Origin of the sequence: Flammeovirga sp. OC4, assembly GCF_000812565.1 — a bacterium.
Classification (GTDB): domain Bacteria; phylum Bacteroidota; class Bacteroidia; order Cytophagales; family Flammeovirgaceae; genus Flammeovirga.
On record NZ_JTAM01000006.1, the window covers coordinates 82,941 to 99,928 of the forward strand.

Genomic DNA, 16,988 nt, shown 5'->3' on the forward strand with positions numbered 1-16,988 from the left:
TTTATGCCTCTCCGTTAGTTTGAATTTCTTTATCTCTTTTTTCTTCGTATTTCGCAAGTTTACCTACAAGGACGAATAACATTGGATATAAGAAAAGACCTAAAATTGTGGCCATACCCATACCTCCAAGTAGTGCCATACCCATTACTTTACGAGCTTCAGCGCCAGATCCTGTTGCTATAACAAGAGGAAGTACACCAAGAATAAAAGAAAAGGCTGTCATAAGAATAGGTCTAAAACGTAATTCTGCAGATTTGATAGCAGCATCGAATAATGATAGCCCTTCATCAAACTTTAACTTGGCGAATTCTACAATTAGAATGGCATTCTTTGCAGCCATGGCAATCAACATTACTAGTGAAATTTGAGCAAAAATGTTGTTTTCATAACTTTCACTGAAAAATCTTGCGACCCATATCATTAAAAAGGCTCCGAATATGGCAAAAGGTGTTCCTAGTAGAATACTAAATGGCATTGACCATGATTCGTACTGTGCTGCAAGGATTAGGAATACGAAGAGTAAAGAGAACGCAAAAATGATAAATACTGAACCAGATGCTTTCTTTTCCTGATAAGACATACCATTCCAAGCATAGGTCATATTATCCGGTAATACTTCTGCTGCTACTTCTTCTAATGCATCCATTGCTTGACCAGAACTATATCCTGGTGCAGGAGAACCCGTTACTTCTACTGATCTTAGAAGGTTAAATCTATTGGTGAATTCAGGACCACTAATCTTTTCAACGGTTACTAGTGTTGAAAGTGGAACATTGGAACCGTTTGAAGATTTAACATAAAACATATCCAATTGCTTTTCGTCGTTTCTGTATTCAGGTTCGGCTTGTACATAAGCTCGATAAAGACGACCAAAACGGTTAAAGTCATTGATATAAGAACCACCTAAGAAAGCTGCGAATGTAGTGTATACATCATTTAAGCTTACTCCAAGTTTTAAAATTTTATCTCTGTTAATATCAATAAAACGTTGTGGAACACTAGATTCAAATGTCGTAAATGCCATTCCAATTTCAGGCCTTGCATTCGCTGCTCTGATAAATTCATTCGTAAAGTTGGCCAAGTAGTCAGGGGTGTTACCTCCTTTATCTTGTACCATAATACTAAATCCTGAACCATTACCTAAACCTGGAATTGCAGGGGGACCAAAGGCAAATACTTTTGCTTCGGTGATTTGGGTAGCAAATAAGTAGTTTAATTTCTGTACAACTTGTTTTGCTGTCAATTCCCTCTCGTCCCAATTCTTAAGAGTTACAAAGAAAAAGGCGGAGTTGGTAGACATACTACTTGAAAGAAGTGAATAACCAGCTACTGTAGTGTTCATTTCGATTTCAGGAACTTGAGCTGCAATCTTTTCTATTTTCTTAGATAACTCATTTGTTCTCTGTAATGAAGAAGCAACAGGTAATTGGGCATTAATAAAGATATACCCTTGATCCTCTTCAGGAATAAAACCTACAGGAACTTTCACACCTAACCACCCAGCTGCTAATAATGTACCTCCAATAAATAGACAACTCATTAGTATTTTACGTGTAGCGATTTTTGTTACACTCAAATAAGAATTCGTTGATCGATCAAAAATATTATTGAATACATTAAAGAACGCACCTAGAGGTCCACCAACAGGTTCTTTCTTCCTTAATATCAATCCACAAAGTGCAGGTGATAATGTTAAGGCATTAAGTGATGAAAAACATACTGAAACGGCAACCGTAATGGCAAATTGTTGGTAGAGTCGACCGGTTATACCAGCCATACCTGCTACTGGAATAAATACAGCTACAAGCACTAAAGTAGTGGCAATTACAGGAGCAGTTACTTCACCCATTGCTTTATTAGTAGCGTCTTTAGGGCTGTATCCTTCTTCTATATAAACTTGCACGGCATCTACTACTACGATGGCATCATCCACTACAATACCAATGGCGAGTACTAGACCTAATAGTGATAATACGTTGATGGTAAAACCTAATAGTGGGAACAGCATAAATGCTGCTACCAAAGAAACAGGGATCGCCATGGTAGGTACTAAGGTTGCTCTCCAGTCTTGGATGAAAACATATACAACAAGTACTACTAATAATAAGGCAATAAATAATGTTTCAATGATTTCATTGATACCTGCTGTAATCGGTTTTGTAGAATCGAGGGATACTTCGTATGCGATTCCATTAGGGAAATCTTCTTTTAAAGCATCCATCTTTGTGATCATTTCTTCTGCCAATGCTACCGCATTTGAACCTGGAGCTTGATAAACGGCGATTACGGCGCAATTAGCTCCATTCAGACGTGTAAATGCAGAATAAGTTTCTACCCCTAATTCAATACGAGCAACATCACTTAAAAGAACTTGACTACCGTCTTTGTTGGTTCTTACGACAATATTTCCAAACTCTTCTTCAGATTGAAGACGGTCAGGAAGAAGTACTGTATAAGTAAATTCAGTTCCCTTTGGCGCTGGTTCTGCACCAAATTTACCACCAGGAACAATGACGTTTTGATTATTGACAGCAGTTGTAATCTCAGGTATTGTCAAATTTAATTTTGCCAATCGATCAGGTTTCACCCAAATACGCATCGAATAATCTGAAGTACCTAATACGGATACACTACCAACACCTTTTGTTCTTGCTAATACATCTTTAATATTGATCAAAGAGTAATTACCTAAGAAGTTTTGGTCAAACCTACCATCAGGAGAGGTCAGTGTAATTAGCATCAAAATGTTAGGTAATGACTTTTCCGTTTTTACACCTGTTCTTTTTACACCTTCAGGTAGTTTAGGAGTAGCAGTAGCAACACGGTTTTGTGTAAATACTGTACTCATATCAGGGTCAGTACCAATATCAAATGATGTTTGTATTTGTAGAGTACCATCATTGGAGTTGATGGACTTCATATAGATCATATTTTCTACACCATTGATCTCTTGTTCTAATGGAGTAGCAACTGATTGCTCTACGTTTAATGCACTTGCTCCTGTATACGTTGCACTAATTCTTACAATAGGAGGAGTCAAGTTAGGGTACTGTTCAATTGGAAGCCCTGTAATTGAAACAGCACCAACGATGGTCATAATAATGGCAATGACCATGGCGACAATTGGTCGCCTCACAAAAAAGTTTGATTTTATTTGTTCCTTGCTCATTATACTCCTTCGTACTGTGATTCGAATTGAACTACTTTGTATTTAATTGTTGCTCCTTCTTGAACTTTTTGTAGTCCTTCCAAAACAATTTTTTCTCCTTTTTTGAGGCCTGACCTTACAAGGAAGTAATCTTTATAAGCATGTCTTGCTAATTCAATACTTCTTTGTGCTACTTTACCAGATTCATCTACAACGTAGACAGAGTAACGCCCTTGGAATTCCATCACAGCTCTTTGAGGAATAAGAATTCCATCATGAACGATATCAATCACCGAACGTACCTTGGCAAATTGTCCAGGTCTGATTAAACCATCTGTATTAGGAAAGGTGGCTTGAATAAGAATAGCACCTGTATTGGCATCAACACTTCTATCAATAAAGTCAAAATGACCTTTATGCTTATATACTGAATTATCAGAGAAAATTAGATCAAGTTTATCTTTAGATTCTTCGTCAGACCTAGATGCCTTCTTCCCCGATTTTTCTTGAGCAACAGCATATCTTGCCATTCTCAAATAGTCATTTTCATTAATAAAGAAACGCACATTGACAGAGTCAATTCTCGAAACTGTATTTAAGATGACTGGGTTAGGGTCTTTCCCAACAAATTCTCCAACTTTTGCTTCTGTTTTACCAATAATACCATTGATTGGAGAAGTAATTCTTGTATATCCTAATTCAATTTGAGCCATTCTTAGGTTGGCTTCAGCGGCAGCAACCATAGATTCTGACGCTCCTTTTTCAGCTAAAGCAGCATCAAGATCCGATTTTGAAACGGCATTTTGTTCCGCTAAAGGTTGAATACGCTCAAGGTCATTAGATGCTCGAATTAAAGTAACTTTAGCTTCTGCTAGTTGGCCTTCTCGCATGGCCACATTAGCAGAATATTGTTTAGGATCTACCTTATAAAGTAATTGCCCTTTTTTGACCTTACTACCTTCCTTGAAATAAATACCCTCTAAATATCCTTCTACTCTGGAACGTATTGGGATATCTTTTGTGCCATAAACTTGTCCAACAAATTCTTTAGTTAAGGGTACATCCTGAATAGTTACTTCAGTGATTGGAATTTCAACTTGTGGTAATTGGCTTTGCTGTTGTTGCTCAGCTTCTTTACCACATCCAAACAACAGATTGATAGTGAATGCAAGGGTTATTATCTTATAAGTTGCATTCAAAAAATTTAATGTCATTATTTTGAGATATTATGTAGTTAAGTATGTTATTATAATTAGAGTAAATCTATTAAAATTTATTCTATAATTGAATAGAACTATTGAAAACCATTCGTATATATTGTTATTGAATTATTCTGTTTCCCAATTAAAACTTCTTTGAACGGCTTTTTTCCAATCATTTCTAGCAATTGAACGGTTTTTATCACTCATTTTATTTTCAAAAAATTTATCCATTTTCCATATTTTATTGATTTCATCAATGTCTTTCCAATAGTTAACAGCTAATCCTGCTAAAAAAGCAGCACCCATTGCGGTTGTTTCAAGTATTTTAGGACGTACTACATTGATGTTTGAAATATTGCTTTGTGTTTGCATCAGTAAATTATTGGCACATGCACCTCCATCCACTCTTAATTCTTTTGCATGTTCTTGGGTATCGGCTTGCATTGCTTCAATGACATCTTGTGATTGGAGTGCAATTGCTTCTAATGTAGCTCTCACAATATGTCCTTTTTGGGTACCTCTTGTAATACCAATTAATGTTCCTCTAGCATATTGATCCCAATAGGGTGCTCCAAGCCCTGTGAGTGCAGGAACAAACATTACTCCTCCATTATTTTTTACCTCTTTGGCTATTTTTTCACTATGATGAGCCTTTTTTATAATCCCTAATCCATCTCTGAGCCATTGTATTGCAGCTCCAGCAACAAAGACACTGCCTTCCAATGCATAATTCACTTGATCACCAATTTTCCATGCAATAGTAGTCAGAAGTTGATGTTGTGAGGAAATCGCTTCTTTACCAGTATTCATCATAATAAAACACCCTGTTCCGTAGGTGTTTTTTACCATTCCTTTTTTAGTGCACATTTGACCAAATAAGGCAGCTTGTTGATCTCCTGCAATACCAGCAATAGGTATTTTACTTGCAAAAAGTGTTGTTGCGGTTTGAGCATAAACTTCACTACTGCTTTTTACCTCCGGAAGCATACTCTTGGGGATATTAAAAATTTTTAGAAGTTTTTCATCCCATTTTAGCGTGTGAATATTAAAAAGCATGGTTCTGCTGGCATTAGTTACATCAGTTACATAAGTTTTGCCTCTTGTAAATTGCCAAATGAGCCAAGTATCTATAGTTCCAAATCGAAGAAGACCTTTCTCTGCTTTTTTTCGGGCACCTGGAACATTTTCGAGGATCCAATGAATTTTACTAGCGGAGAAATAGGCATCTATGACAAGGCCGGTCTTATTGTGAATTATCTTTGCGTATTTCTCTTTGAGAGAATCACAGAATTTTGCAGTTCTTCTATCTTGCCAAACAATAGCATTGTAAATGGGTTTACTGTTCGATGCATCCCAAACAACAGTTGTCTCCCTTTGATTAGTGATACCAATACCAGCGATATTTAATCCGTTTAGTCCTTCTTTGGCAATGCACTCTGCGGCAACAGCTGCTTGTGTTGACCAAATTTCTTTAGGATCATGTTCCACCCATCCTGGTTTAGGGTAATATTGTTTAAACTCTTTTTGTGCTGAATTAACAATCTTACCTTTTTTATCAAAAAGAATAGCTCTTGAGCTTGTTGTACCTTGGTCTAAAGAGAGTATATATTGTTTGCTTTTACTCATAGATGATGCAATTGTTTTTCGATTACATCATCTAAAATAAAAAAATAATTAGATTTTTATATGAAATCCCATCACCAATGTGTCATCGGTAGGTTTGTTTTGGGTCTTTATATCAGGATTCATCCAATGATACCTTTCTTCTTCAATACAACTTTTTTGTGAGTTGTAGTCTTTTTCGGCATTGTCAATAAGCAAATTGCGAAGATTTTTCTCAAGGAATTTTTTACCTCTACTACCTCCAAATTGATCAGGTAGCCCATCTGAGTATAAATAAAATTTTAGATCGTTTGTAAGTGGAATCGTGTGTTTATGGAAAGTGTATTGGAATGGAGATAAAGAATCACAAACAGATCTTTTTGTTCCTTTTATGTAATTGCTTTCTCCGTTTTCGATGTATAATAAAGGTCTCCTAGCTCCAGAATATTCTAAGGTGCGGTTTTTCATATTGATTGTAACCACTGCCATATCAATACCTACCATATCTTCATTTTGATCAAAAATTTGACTCATCACTTCATCCAATTTCGTTAATATTCTGTCAGGAGCAGTAATACCAGATTGTATGATTTGATTCAAGGTTTTGATTCCCAATGTTGCCAATAATGCAGCAGGTACACCATGTCCTGCAAAATCCATCATTGAAATAATGATCTTTTGATCTACGACCGAAATATTATAAACGTCACCACTTACTTTTTGAGCAGGGCGTAGTAAAATGAAATAATCTTTAATGAAATGATCGATCTCTTCGGGGATACTATTAAGGGACTGCTGAATTTTGGAAGCGTATTGCAAACTGTCCGTCAACTCATCATTAATATCTTTTATTGCTTTGTTCTGTTTCCTGATTCTGGTGTGTGCCTTTCTTATTTTTTTATTGTTGATAAAAACATAAATACCAAAAGAAGATAAAACGACAATGACTAATGCAAATGAGAAGTTTAATTGTTTTTGATAATGGATAGCTTCTTCTTTTCGTTCTTTTTCCTTCTGAAGCTTATCAATTTTTAGTAGTTGGTCTCTGTTATTATATTTCTCATGTATAACAGCGAGGTCTTTTTTATTAGCATCTTCTGTGAAATTGATTTCAATTTCTTGAAGTATTTTTTGAGCTTGAAAGGCCTTTATGTAATTTCCTTGAGCGGCGTAAACCTCTACAAGTAGCTTATAGATATTTCTTTTTTCAGGCGTGAAATTATTTTCGTCTTTATAATTATCTAGTGTTTTTAGAAGTTGTTGTAAAGCTGTATTATATTTTTTTAAGTTGAGGTAAGCTTCTCCTTGAATTCTGTAAGCTCTATTTAGTCCTCCTTCAGATTTGATTTCTTGAAATATTTTACCGCCCTTTTGACTAAAAGCAATGGCGTCGGTATACTTATTTTTGAGTAATAGAATGTCAGCAATATTGAGGTATACTTCTCCAACTCTATATTTTGAATTAAATTTTTCAAAAGTGGCAAGAGCAACATAAAATTGATCCAATGCCTTATCATACTCTTCAAACTCGTGATAAACTGCACCTAAGTTATTGGATACAAGTGCCAAACCATATTCATCATTTAATTCTAATCTCAAATCTTTCGAACGAGAGAAAAAACTTTTAGCGAGTTCTAGCTCTCTAGTCAATAAATGAATTTGTCCAATATTGTTATAGGCAATGGCTAAATCTTTTGGTCTGTTCAGTTTGGAATTCAATTCAGCATCTTTGATATAGTGTCGAATTGCTTGAGTGTATTTACCTTGGATTTTATAGATCGCTCCTATGTTATTTAGGGCAATGGATTCACTAGTGAAATCACCATACTTTTGGCTATAATCAATAGCTTTTTGGTAAGTCTCTATAGCTTCACCATATTTTTTTAATCCCTTTTTATTTCTGGCAACTTCTAATAATAGCACAGATAATAGCTCCACCTGATGTGTCTTTTTTGCCCAATATAAGCTAGACATAGCGGCAGTTATTCCCTTTTTGTAGTGGTGTGTTCTTCTGTGTGCTTTGGCTTGAACATTATAAACCATAGCTAATGGTTTATACATCAGCTGATGTTGGTATCTCTTGATTAACTGTTGAGAATTTTGGACACAGCTATCATATGCCCTTTGTTTGTAAAGCAGCTCTAGTTTGTTTTGGTAAACAGTAATTGAATCAGAAAGTATAACTTGACCTTTTGGTGCCTCCAAGTTTGTTTGATTACTGCTAGCGTATACCCAATTTGTTGTTAATAAAAAGAGGCAGTTAATTATTAGTAGTAATATGTTTCCGATAGTAATTGTACAATTAGTATTATATATTGTATAATTATATTAATATTTTTTTGTAAAAAAAAAAGATCGGGTATTTTTTTTTACCCAATCTTCTTATTTCTTAACAATGATGAGTTTTGTTACTAAAACAAGGTGTTTTGAGTACCATCTGATGGAGGTGCCATACCTAAATGTTCATAGGCTTTTAACGTAACTTCTCTGCCCCTTGAAGTTCTTTTGATGAACCCTTCTTGAATTAAAAATGGCTCATAAACTTCTTCAATTGTTTCAGCTTCGTCTCCGCAAGCAGTGGCAATTGTAGTGATACCTACCGGGCCACCCTTGAACTTTTCAATGATTGTAGATAAAATGCGATTATCCATTTCATCTAATCCGCCTTGGTCTACATTGAGAGCACCAAGTGCCATTTTTGCAATGTCCAACGTGATGGTTCCATCCCCTTTAATTTCTGCGAAATCACGAGTTCTTCTCAACAAGTTATTGGCAATACGTGGTGTACCTCTGCTTCTTCTTGCAATCTCAAAAGCAGCGTCATCATTGATTGGTGTTTCTAATATATTTGAAGATCTTTTTACAATGGAAGTCAGCAATTTAGAATCATAGTACTGCAACCTTGCATTAATGCCAAATCGAGCTCTTAAAGGTGCCGTTAGAAGGCCAGATCTTGTTGTTGCTCCAATCAGTGTAAAAGGATTTAGGTCAATTTGAATTGTCCTAGCGTTTGGACCAGAATCAAGCATAATATCAATCCTAAAATCCTCCATAGCAGAATACAAATATTCTTCTACAACCGGATTCAAACGATGTATTTCATCAATAAACAAAACATCATTGTCTTCTAGATTGGTAAGAAGTCCAGCCAAATCACTTGGTTTTTCTAATACCGGACCTGATGTGATTTTGATTTCGGCTTCCATTTCATTGGCAATGATATTGGAGAGCGTCGTCTTACCCAATCCTGGAGGGCCATGTAATAAGACATGATCTAAAGGTTCGCTCCTTTTTTTGGCTGCAAGAACAAATATTTCTAAGTTTTCAACAATTTTTTGTTGACCGGTGAAGTCATCAAATGAGAGAGGTCTTAATGCTCTTTCAACATCCCTTTCTGCATCTGAAAATCCTTCATTATCTCCTTTTAAGTAATCTTCTCTCATTATTAGTGAAAAAACTTTCTTTGATGTTTTTCTTTGGTGAAATCGACTTTTAGTGAATAAAAATACATGATTTCCATTGTTAAGAGCATGTTTAATGCATTATTTCTAACGACAAGCATTGATAAAAACAAACTCTAAAACAAAGTTACTAAAATGTTTGCTCTAATTTGAATTTGGAAAGTGGTATAGGTCTGCTAACTTTATATACTTATTATAAAATAACACAATGATAAAGTTCTCAGCGTTCGAATTGGATAACGGCTTGAAAGTATATGTTCATGAAGATCATAATATCGCTTCTGCTGTTTTAAATATAATGTATGATGTGGGGTCGAGAGATGAGGATCCAGAAAAAACAGGCTTTGCTCATTTATTTGAGCATTTAATGTTTGGAGGATCGGTCAATATTCCTTCTTATGATACTCCCCTTCAGAAAGTTGGGGGAACTAATAATGCATTTACATCACCAGATATAACAAACTATTATATCACTTTACCAGCTCAAAACCTGGAAACTGCTTTTTGGTTGGAAGCTGATAGAATGTTGAGTTTATCGTTTGATCCTAATGTACTAGAAGTACAACGTAAAGTAGTAATTGAAGAATACAAACAGCGTTATATTAATCAACCTTACGGAGATGTTTGGCATCACTTGAGAGCACTTGCTTATAAAGAACATTCCTATCGATGGCCTACAATTGGAAGAGAAATTAAGCATATTGAAGAGGCTACAATGGAAGATGTAAAGGCATTTTTTCAAAAATATTATGTACCTTCCAATGCAGTGATGGTAGTGGCAGGAAACGTGAAGTTGGAAGAGGTGAAACAGTTGGCAAAAAAATGGTTTGAACCTATCCCTTCAGGCCAAAAGCCGAAAAGAAATATTCCTGTTGAACCCATTCAAGAGGCTCCAAGAAGAAAGATTGTAGAGGAAAAAGTACCATTGGATGTACTTTATAAAGCGTGGCACATGGAAGGAAGGTCACAAGAGGGGTATTATTCCACAGATCTAATTAGTGACCTTTTAGGTAGAGGAAAGTCTTCTTTACTTTATGAGAAATTGGTAAAAGACACGAAAGTCTTTTCTGGTATTTCAGCATTTATTACGGGTTCATTTGAGCCGGGTTTGTTTTGTATTACTGGGAAAACAGCTGATGGAGTAGCTTTAGAAGATGCAGAAGGTGAACTTCAAAATGTGATTGATGGCTTTATCAGTTCAAAAGTGGATATCGAAAATTTAGAGAAGGTGAAGAATCAAGCAGAATTTTCGATGACGTATGGAAAAACAGAGATTCTTCCGAGGGCCATGTCCATTGCTTACGGGGCAATGCTCGGTAACCCGAACTTGATCAATGAAGAAGAAGCGAAGCTAAGAGGGGTAACAATCGATCAAATAGAAACAAAAAAGAGCACTTTATTCAATCCGAATAATAGCTCAACATTATTTTATAAGGCAAAACGATAATGAAGCAATTATCTATTTATCTGTACTTAATTTTTTTAACTTTCATTATTCCAACCCATACAACATTTGCTCAATTGGGAGGAAGTGAAACCTATAGTTTTTTAGGAGTACCTACCAATGCACGTCAAGTGGGTTTAGGAGGTTTTTTAGTGTCTTCAGGAATTGATGATCCCAATGCCATGTTTTATAACTCGGCTCTTTTAGGAGATGAATCAGTCAACAAAGTCACTTTTAATTATTTTGATTACCATACTACTGCAGGCTTAACTTCATTAGGTTATGCTCACAAAGTTGGAAAAGGAATTGTTGGAGTTGGCATGGGATATATGGGGTATGGAAGTTTTGATGGGTTTGATGATCAGGGCAATTCCACGGGAACTTACACGGCCAATGATTTCTGGTTTCAAGGAAGTTATACAAGAAGGCAAGGTGTATTCTCGATGTCTGCAAATGTGAAGTTTGCGGCCTCAACCATTGAAACTTATAAGTCAAATGCATTGATGTTTGACTTGAATGGAGCTTTTATACACCCAACAAAAGACTTAGTTGTGGGTTTAGTAATAAAGAACGCAGGTTTTGTAATGAGGGATTATCAACCAAATGATAATTCTGAATTACCATTTGATACTCAGTTAGGTATATCTTTTAAACCGGAAAGAATGCCAATCCGTTTTTCGATTACCTATCATCATTTGCATCAGTTTGACATTACCTATACTGACAGTTCCTTGAAAGGAGAAAAAGACGCTTTTGGCAATGATCTTTATACAGAACCGGGTTTTGCTGACAAATTGTCACGTCATTTTAGCTTTGGCGGTGAATTTGTTTTAGGAAAAGTGCTTAACCTTCGTGTCGGCTATAATGTAATGCGTAGGAAAGAAATGGTCACCCAAGGCGTGAAAGGATTAGCTGGAATGTCAGTAGGAGCATCATTGAAAATTAAAAAGCACATTGACTTTGGATATAGTGCCGCTTGGTATCACGTAGCAGGAGCAACCAATAGTTTGACATTAGCAGTTGCCACATCAGGCTGGGATAAAAGAAAAAAGACGGTCATTGAATAGGAGTAGAATAAAATTTTCTCATGAAGAGCTTCTCCGTATATTCAGAATCCATTGCTAAAAAATTGAAGTTATACAAAAGATAAACATAGCATGTTAGAGAACTCATCATATTTAACCCCAAGAGAGATTGTTGCAGAATTAGACAAATACATTATCGGTCAAGACGATGCTAAAAAGAATGTAGCCATTGCTCTTAGAAATCGTTGGCGTAGAATGAACGTAGCTGGCGATATGCAAAAAGAGATCATGCCTAATAATATATTAATGATTGGTTCTACTGGTGTTGGTAAAACAGAAATTGCCCGCCGTTTAGCAAAGGTTGCAAAGGCACCATTTGTAAAAGTAGAAGCATCAAAATTTACGGAAGTTGGTTATGTTGGTAGAGATGTAGAAAGTATGGTACGCGACCTTGTGGAACAAGCCGTAACAATGGTTCGTGATCAGAAAAAAGCATTAGTAGAAGAAAAAACAGCTCAAGCAGTGGAGGATGTGATCTTAGATGCTTTGATTCCACCTTTAAAAGGAACACCTTCAACAAATAACGGTGAGTATGTTTCTCAAGATCATGAATTGAACGAAAAGACAAGAGAGCGTTTTAGAGAAAAGTTACGTGCAGGAGAACTTGAGGAAAGAAAAATCGATGTAACGGTAGATAAAAACGGAGGAAATCTAGGTTTTATTGGAGGATCACCGATCGATGAAGGTTCAATGATGAACATTCAAGAAATGATCAATGGTATGATGCCAAAGAAAACGAAGAAAAGAAAAATGTCAATTGCTGAGGCTCGAAAAATCCTTGTTGATCAAGAAAGTTCTAAACTGATTGATATGGATGAAGTGAAGGATGAAGCAGTTCGTTTAGCAGAAAACTCTGGTATCATCTTTATTGATGAGATTGATAAAGTAGCAAGTGGTGGCAATAAGAATGGTGCGGATGTATCACGTCAAGGTGTACAAAGAGACTTACTTCCAATTGTAGAAGGTAGTACGGTGAACACCAAACATGGTATTGTGAAAACAGACCACATGCTTTTCGTGGCAGCAGGAGCATTCCACGTGGCTAAACCATCTGATTTGATCCCAGAATTACAAGGACGTTTCCCGATCAGAGTAGAGTTACAAAGCTTAACAGATAAAGATTTTAAAGTGATCTTAAGACAACCGAAAAATGCGTTGACTAAACAGTATGAAGCATTATTAGGTTCTGAAAATGTTCAATTATCATTTAATGAAGATGCTTTAGATGAAATTGCACGTTTAGCTTATGAAATCAATGTTGAAGTAGAAAATATTGGAGCGAGAAGATTACACACGGTAATGTCTCACTTATTAAATGACTTATTGTTTGATGTGCCAGATGTAATTGGTGCAAACGCTCAAATCGTAGTGACTAAAGAAATGGTCAATGAAAGACTTTCAAGTTTAGTGAAAAACAGAGACTTAAGTCAATACATTATCTAAGTCTCAAATTATAAAAGAGAATTAGAATAATAAATCCCAATCTCATTCATTTGAGGTTGGGATTTTTGTGTTTTAGCGTAAATATTAAATAAATGCAATTTTTTCTTCCATCTATGTGAAGGATATTAAGATAAAATTATGTAATATTATAAAGGAAAATTAACCTTTTTTCATCTTCGATAGAAAAAGATATTACCTTCTACTAAGACTTTAAACAAAATATAGGACTGACAAAGCGTTTTTCATGAACTCTTTCTACCATCAACACTCTATTGGCAAATGACCTATTATTGATTTGAATATAAGTTTTACTTCATAGTTCAAATTTCTTAATACATCACCCTCTGATAGATGAACCTATTACTTTAAGGCATTAATATAGAAAGTGCATATCTCTTCAATAAATGAACTGAAAGCAAATTATCAAAGATGAACTTAAATGTAGACTTCTATTATTAAACCATCCTTAACTAATGAGACTTAGAACAATCTTATGTTGCTTGCTCTCTGTATTATCGATCTCAATCTCACTGGCACAAGAAAGAGTAGTAACAGGCACAATTACTAGTGAAGGCGATCCGTTACCAGGTGTAACCGTCGTTGTCAAGGGTACAAGGCGAGGAGCAGTATCCGACGTCAATGGAAACTACAAAATAGCACTGCAGCCAAATGATAAGGTGCTTATGTACAATTTTATTGGCTTAAAATCACAAGAAGTAGAAGTAGGAAATCAATCTAAGATTGATGTAGTCATGGAATCTGATACCGAACAATTAGATGAAGTGATTGTCACTGCGAATGCCATTGAACGTGAAAAACGAACACTGGGCTATGCTGTTACTTCTGTTAAAGGCGAAGAAGTGGAACGAGTAAAGTCAACGAACTTCTTAAATTCTCTTTCAGGGAAAGTACCAGGAGTACAAATTTCTCAAGCCAGTTCTAACCCCGGTGGTTCTACCAGAATCGTCATCAGAGGTACAAACTCATTAAGTGGAGGAAATCAACCACTCATGGTGGTAGACGGAGTTCCGGTGAGTAATGCCAACGTCTCGACAGGTAGTGGAATTCAAGGAGCATTTGATGCTGGTAATGGTGCAGGAGAAATCAATCCGGCAGATATTGCTTCTGTTACGGTATTGAAAGGAGCTTCAGCCGCGGCACTTTACGGGTCGAGAGCAGCCAACGGAGCTATTATTATTACTACCAAAAGGGGTAAGGCTTCAGAAGGACCAACCGTGAGTATTAGTTCAAGTTTTAGAGCGGAGATGCCTAACCGATTGCCTTCTTTTCAAAATGAATATGCACAAGGTTCTTATGGTAAGTACGATAAAAGATCTGAAAATGGATGGGGACCAAAAATAGACGGTCAGATTGTTCCTTCATATAATTATACCGCAGATACAGCGGATTTACCCGAAAGTCAGTGGCCTTTGGAGACATTGACTGCATATCCTGATAATGTAAAAAATTTCTATGAAACAGGTACTTTATTTATCAATTCTATTGATGTATCGAGTGCTACAGAAAAAGGCGATTATAGACTTGGTTTTACATCAATGAACCAAAAAGGTATTGTTCCTGGAGCTGGACTAGATAGATATACATTTGCGATCAATGCAGGACAGCAGCTGAATAAAGTGATCAAATCACGTGTTGGTATTAACTATGTAAAGTCGGAGACAAGAGGATCTGTTTCTCAAGGAGGTAATTCCCCAAATGTTTTGACGACGATTATTAATGGTATCCCAAGAACGACTTCTATTCAACGCCTTCAATTAGTCGATGGAGAACAAAATCCTATAGGTCGTTTTTCCAATAGCCCATATTGGGTAGCAGAAAAAAATGGTAATGATGTCAACCTAAATCGTTTCTTCGGTTTTGGAATGTTGGAAGCTGATGCAACAGATTGGTTAAGTTTTAGAGCAAGAGTAGGTTTAGATTATAGAGTCGATAAAAGGTTTAGAAGATCAGCTAAAGGAACATTAGGGGCCATTAATGGCTCATTTACTACAGATGATTTAGAAAATACAGAGCTGACAACTTCATTAATGGCTACTATTCAAAAAGAATTTGCAGAACGTTTTAAGTTGACGGCAATTATTGGTCATGAATATAATAACAGAACGTTTCAGAGAAGTACATTGAACGCTTCAGAACTTTCGGTCTCTAATTTATATGCTCCAACCAATGCCAAAAACACAACAAGTACAGCGGATTATGTGGAATCAAGACTCCTTGGTTTGTATGGAGATATTTCATTGACTTACAATAATTATTTGACGTTGAATGTCACAATGAGAAACGATTGGTCGTCTACACTTCCTAAAAATAATAACTCTTATTTCTATCCATCAGCGAGTTTATCATTTGTATTCTCTGATGCGTTTAAAATTCATAATGATATTTTCTCATTTGGTAAGCTTCGTTTAAGTGCTGCACAAGTGGGTAATGATACTAATCCTTATCAATTGGATTATAATTACTTTCCACTATCATCCTATTTTGGTCAGTATGGTACCACAAACAACTATCCTTTTAATGGACAAACAGCTTATTCGGCAACCAGTGTGATTCCACCAGACAACTTGGTGCCAGAGCGTCAAAATTCATGGGAAATTGGTACAGAACTTAGTTTCTTTAATGGAAGAGTGGGAGTTGATTTTACTTACTATAATATAGAAACAACGAATCAGATTTTAGCTGTACCAACACCAGAATCAACAGGGTATGCTAGTAAAAGAGTCAATGCCGGCTCAGTGGCCAATCAAGGTATTGAGTTATTACTTTCATTTATTCCTGTACAGACAAAATCATTTGAATGGACTTCTCAGATCAATTTTACTAAAAATGAGAATGAGGTAACTGAGTTAACAGAAGGTTTAGAAAAACTTCAGATAGCATCAGGTTTTAATGGTGTTTCTGTTGAAGCTGTTCCTGGAGAGTCACTTCAATTACAAGGTGTAGGGTTTAAGAGATCAGAGACAGGTGAAATTCTAGTTGATCCAAAAACAGGTCTTAGAATGCAAGGTGATGAACAAACCTTTGGTGAAATACAGCCTGATTTTCTTTTAGGCTTCCAAAATAGCTTTACATATAAGGGGGTTACATTAAACTTTTTAATTGATTGGAATCAAGGAGGTAAAATGGTTTCAAGAACAGTTGGAGACTTAAGGTTTTATGGTTTAGCAGAAGAAACTGCTGTAAATAGAGAGCAAGTATTTATTGATAAAAACGCTTATATCGAAAATGGGGATGGATCAGTGAAACCGAATGATATTGCCGTAACACATCAAGATTATTGGCAAGCGTACGCTACAAGTGGTATAGCAGAAGGTGCTGTATTCAATAAAACGTATGTCAAACTTCGTGAGGTGAGTTTATCTTATGCATTACCCAAAACGCTTTTAAAGAAAACAGGCTTTATTAAGAGTGTTGCAGTAGGTTTTGAAGCTAGAAACCTTTGGCTCATCTATAGTGAAATTCCTCATATAGACCCAGAAACCAGTTTGTTCCAGGCAGCAAGTGATGCTTCGGGAGCGGTGGAAATGGGTAGTTTGCCTTCTACGAGAAGTTTTGGTGGTAATCTTAAATTAGTATTCTAGA

General features: G+C 36.0%; 9 protein-coding genes. 4 read left to right on the plus strand and 5 right to left on the minus strand.

Annotated elements, in window-relative coordinates:
* Position 1 precedes the first annotated feature (1 nt).
* The 5 genes from PL77_RS06745 to ruvB all read right to left on the minus strand — a co-directional run bounded on the left by PL77_RS06745 (position 2) and on the right by ruvB (position 9,395).
* Positions 2 to 3,169 carry an efflux RND transporter permease subunit gene (locus PL77_RS06745; RefSeq protein ID WP_044203116.1) on the minus strand — a complete coding sequence of 1,056 codons (3,168 nt, stop codon included), beginning with the start codon at positions 3,167 to 3,169 and terminating at the stop codon, positions 2 to 4.
* Positions 3,169 to 4,362 carry an efflux RND transporter periplasmic adaptor subunit gene (locus PL77_RS06750; RefSeq protein ID WP_052444228.1) on the minus strand — a complete coding sequence of 398 codons (1,194 nt, stop codon included), beginning with the start codon at positions 4,360 to 4,362 and terminating at the stop codon, positions 3,169 to 3,171. The genes PL77_RS06745 and PL77_RS06750 overlap by 1 nt, the downstream gene beginning before the upstream one ends.
* A 114-nt stretch (positions 4,363 to 4,476) precedes the next feature.
* Positions 4,477 to 5,976 (minus strand): glycerol kinase GlpK, encoded by a 1,500-nt coding sequence (gene glpK / locus PL77_RS06755; protein ID WP_044203118.1) that lies wholly within the window; start codon positions 5,974 to 5,976, stop codon positions 4,477 to 4,479.
* A 48-nt stretch (positions 5,977 to 6,024) separates the two neighbouring features.
* Positions 6,025 to 8,157, minus strand: a complete 2,133-nt coding sequence (locus tag PL77_RS06760; RefSeq protein WP_044203119.1) for a tetratricopeptide repeat protein — start codon at positions 8,155 to 8,157, stop codon at positions 6,025 to 6,027.
* 206 nt (positions 8,158 to 8,363) lie between these two features.
* The gene (ruvB, locus tag PL77_RS06765; protein ID WP_044203121.1) at positions 8,364 to 9,395 is read right to left on the minus strand and encodes a Holliday junction branch migration DNA helicase RuvB; all 1,032 of its coding nucleotides are present in this window, start codon (positions 9,393 to 9,395) and stop codon (positions 8,364 to 8,366) included.
* Between the two features lie 226 nt (positions 9,396 to 9,621).
* On the opposite strand from ruvB, the gene PL77_RS06770 reads away from it, so the two are divergent.
* From PL77_RS06770 to PL77_RS06785, 4 genes are all read left to right on the plus strand, one after another.
* The gene (locus tag PL77_RS06770) at positions 9,622 to 10,860 is read left to right on the plus strand and encodes a pitrilysin family protein (RefSeq protein ID WP_044203123.1); all 1,239 of its coding nucleotides are present in this window, start codon (positions 9,622 to 9,624) and stop codon (positions 10,858 to 10,860) included.
* On the plus strand, positions 10,860 to 11,924 hold the full coding sequence (porQ, locus tag PL77_RS06775; protein WP_044203124.1) for a type IX secretion system protein PorQ: 1,065 nt from the start codon (positions 10,860 to 10,862) through the stop codon (positions 11,922 to 11,924). Before PL77_RS06770 ends, porQ begins: the two co-directional genes overlap by 1 nt.
* A 90-nt stretch (positions 11,925 to 12,014) precedes the next feature.
* Entirely contained in the window at positions 12,015 to 13,385 is a 1,371-nt protein-coding gene (gene hslU / locus PL77_RS06780; protein WP_044203126.1) for an ATP-dependent protease ATPase subunit HslU, read from the plus strand.
* A gap of 473 nt (positions 13,386 to 13,858) precedes the next feature.
* Positions 13,859 to 16,987 carry a SusC/RagA family TonB-linked outer membrane protein gene (locus PL77_RS06785; RefSeq protein WP_052444229.1) on the plus strand — a complete coding sequence of 1,043 codons (3,129 nt, stop codon included), beginning with the start codon at positions 13,859 to 13,861 and terminating at the stop codon, positions 16,985 to 16,987.
* The last annotated feature ends 1 nt before the right edge of the window (position 16,988 follow it).

Coding starts and splice junctions, on each gene's coding strand:
- PL77_RS06745 (WP_044203116.1), bottom strand. CDS start 3,169: ATGAGCAAGGAACAAATAAAATCAAACTTTTTTGTGAGGCGACCAATT.
- PL77_RS06750 (WP_052444228.1), bottom strand. CDS start 4,362: ATGACATTAAATTTTTTGAATGCAACTTATAAGATAATAACCCTTGCA.
- glpK (WP_044203118.1), bottom strand. CDS start 5,976: ATGAGTAAAAGCAAACAATATATACTCTCTTTAGACCAAGGTACAACA.
- ruvB (WP_044203121.1), bottom strand. CDS start 9,395: ATGAGAGAAGATTACTTAAAAGGAGATAATGAAGGATTTTCAGATGCA.
- PL77_RS06770 (WP_044203123.1), top strand. CDS start 9,622: ATGATAAAGTTCTCAGCGTTCGAATTGGATAACGGCTTGAAAGTATAT.
- porQ (WP_044203124.1), top strand. CDS start 10,860: ATGAAGCAATTATCTATTTATCTGTACTTAATTTTTTTAACTTTCATT.
- hslU (WP_044203126.1), top strand. CDS start 12,015: ATGTTAGAGAACTCATCATATTTAACCCCAAGAGAGATTGTTGCAGAA.
- PL77_RS06785 (WP_052444229.1), top strand. CDS start 13,859: ATGAGACTTAGAACAATCTTATGTTGCTTGCTCTCTGTATTATCGATC.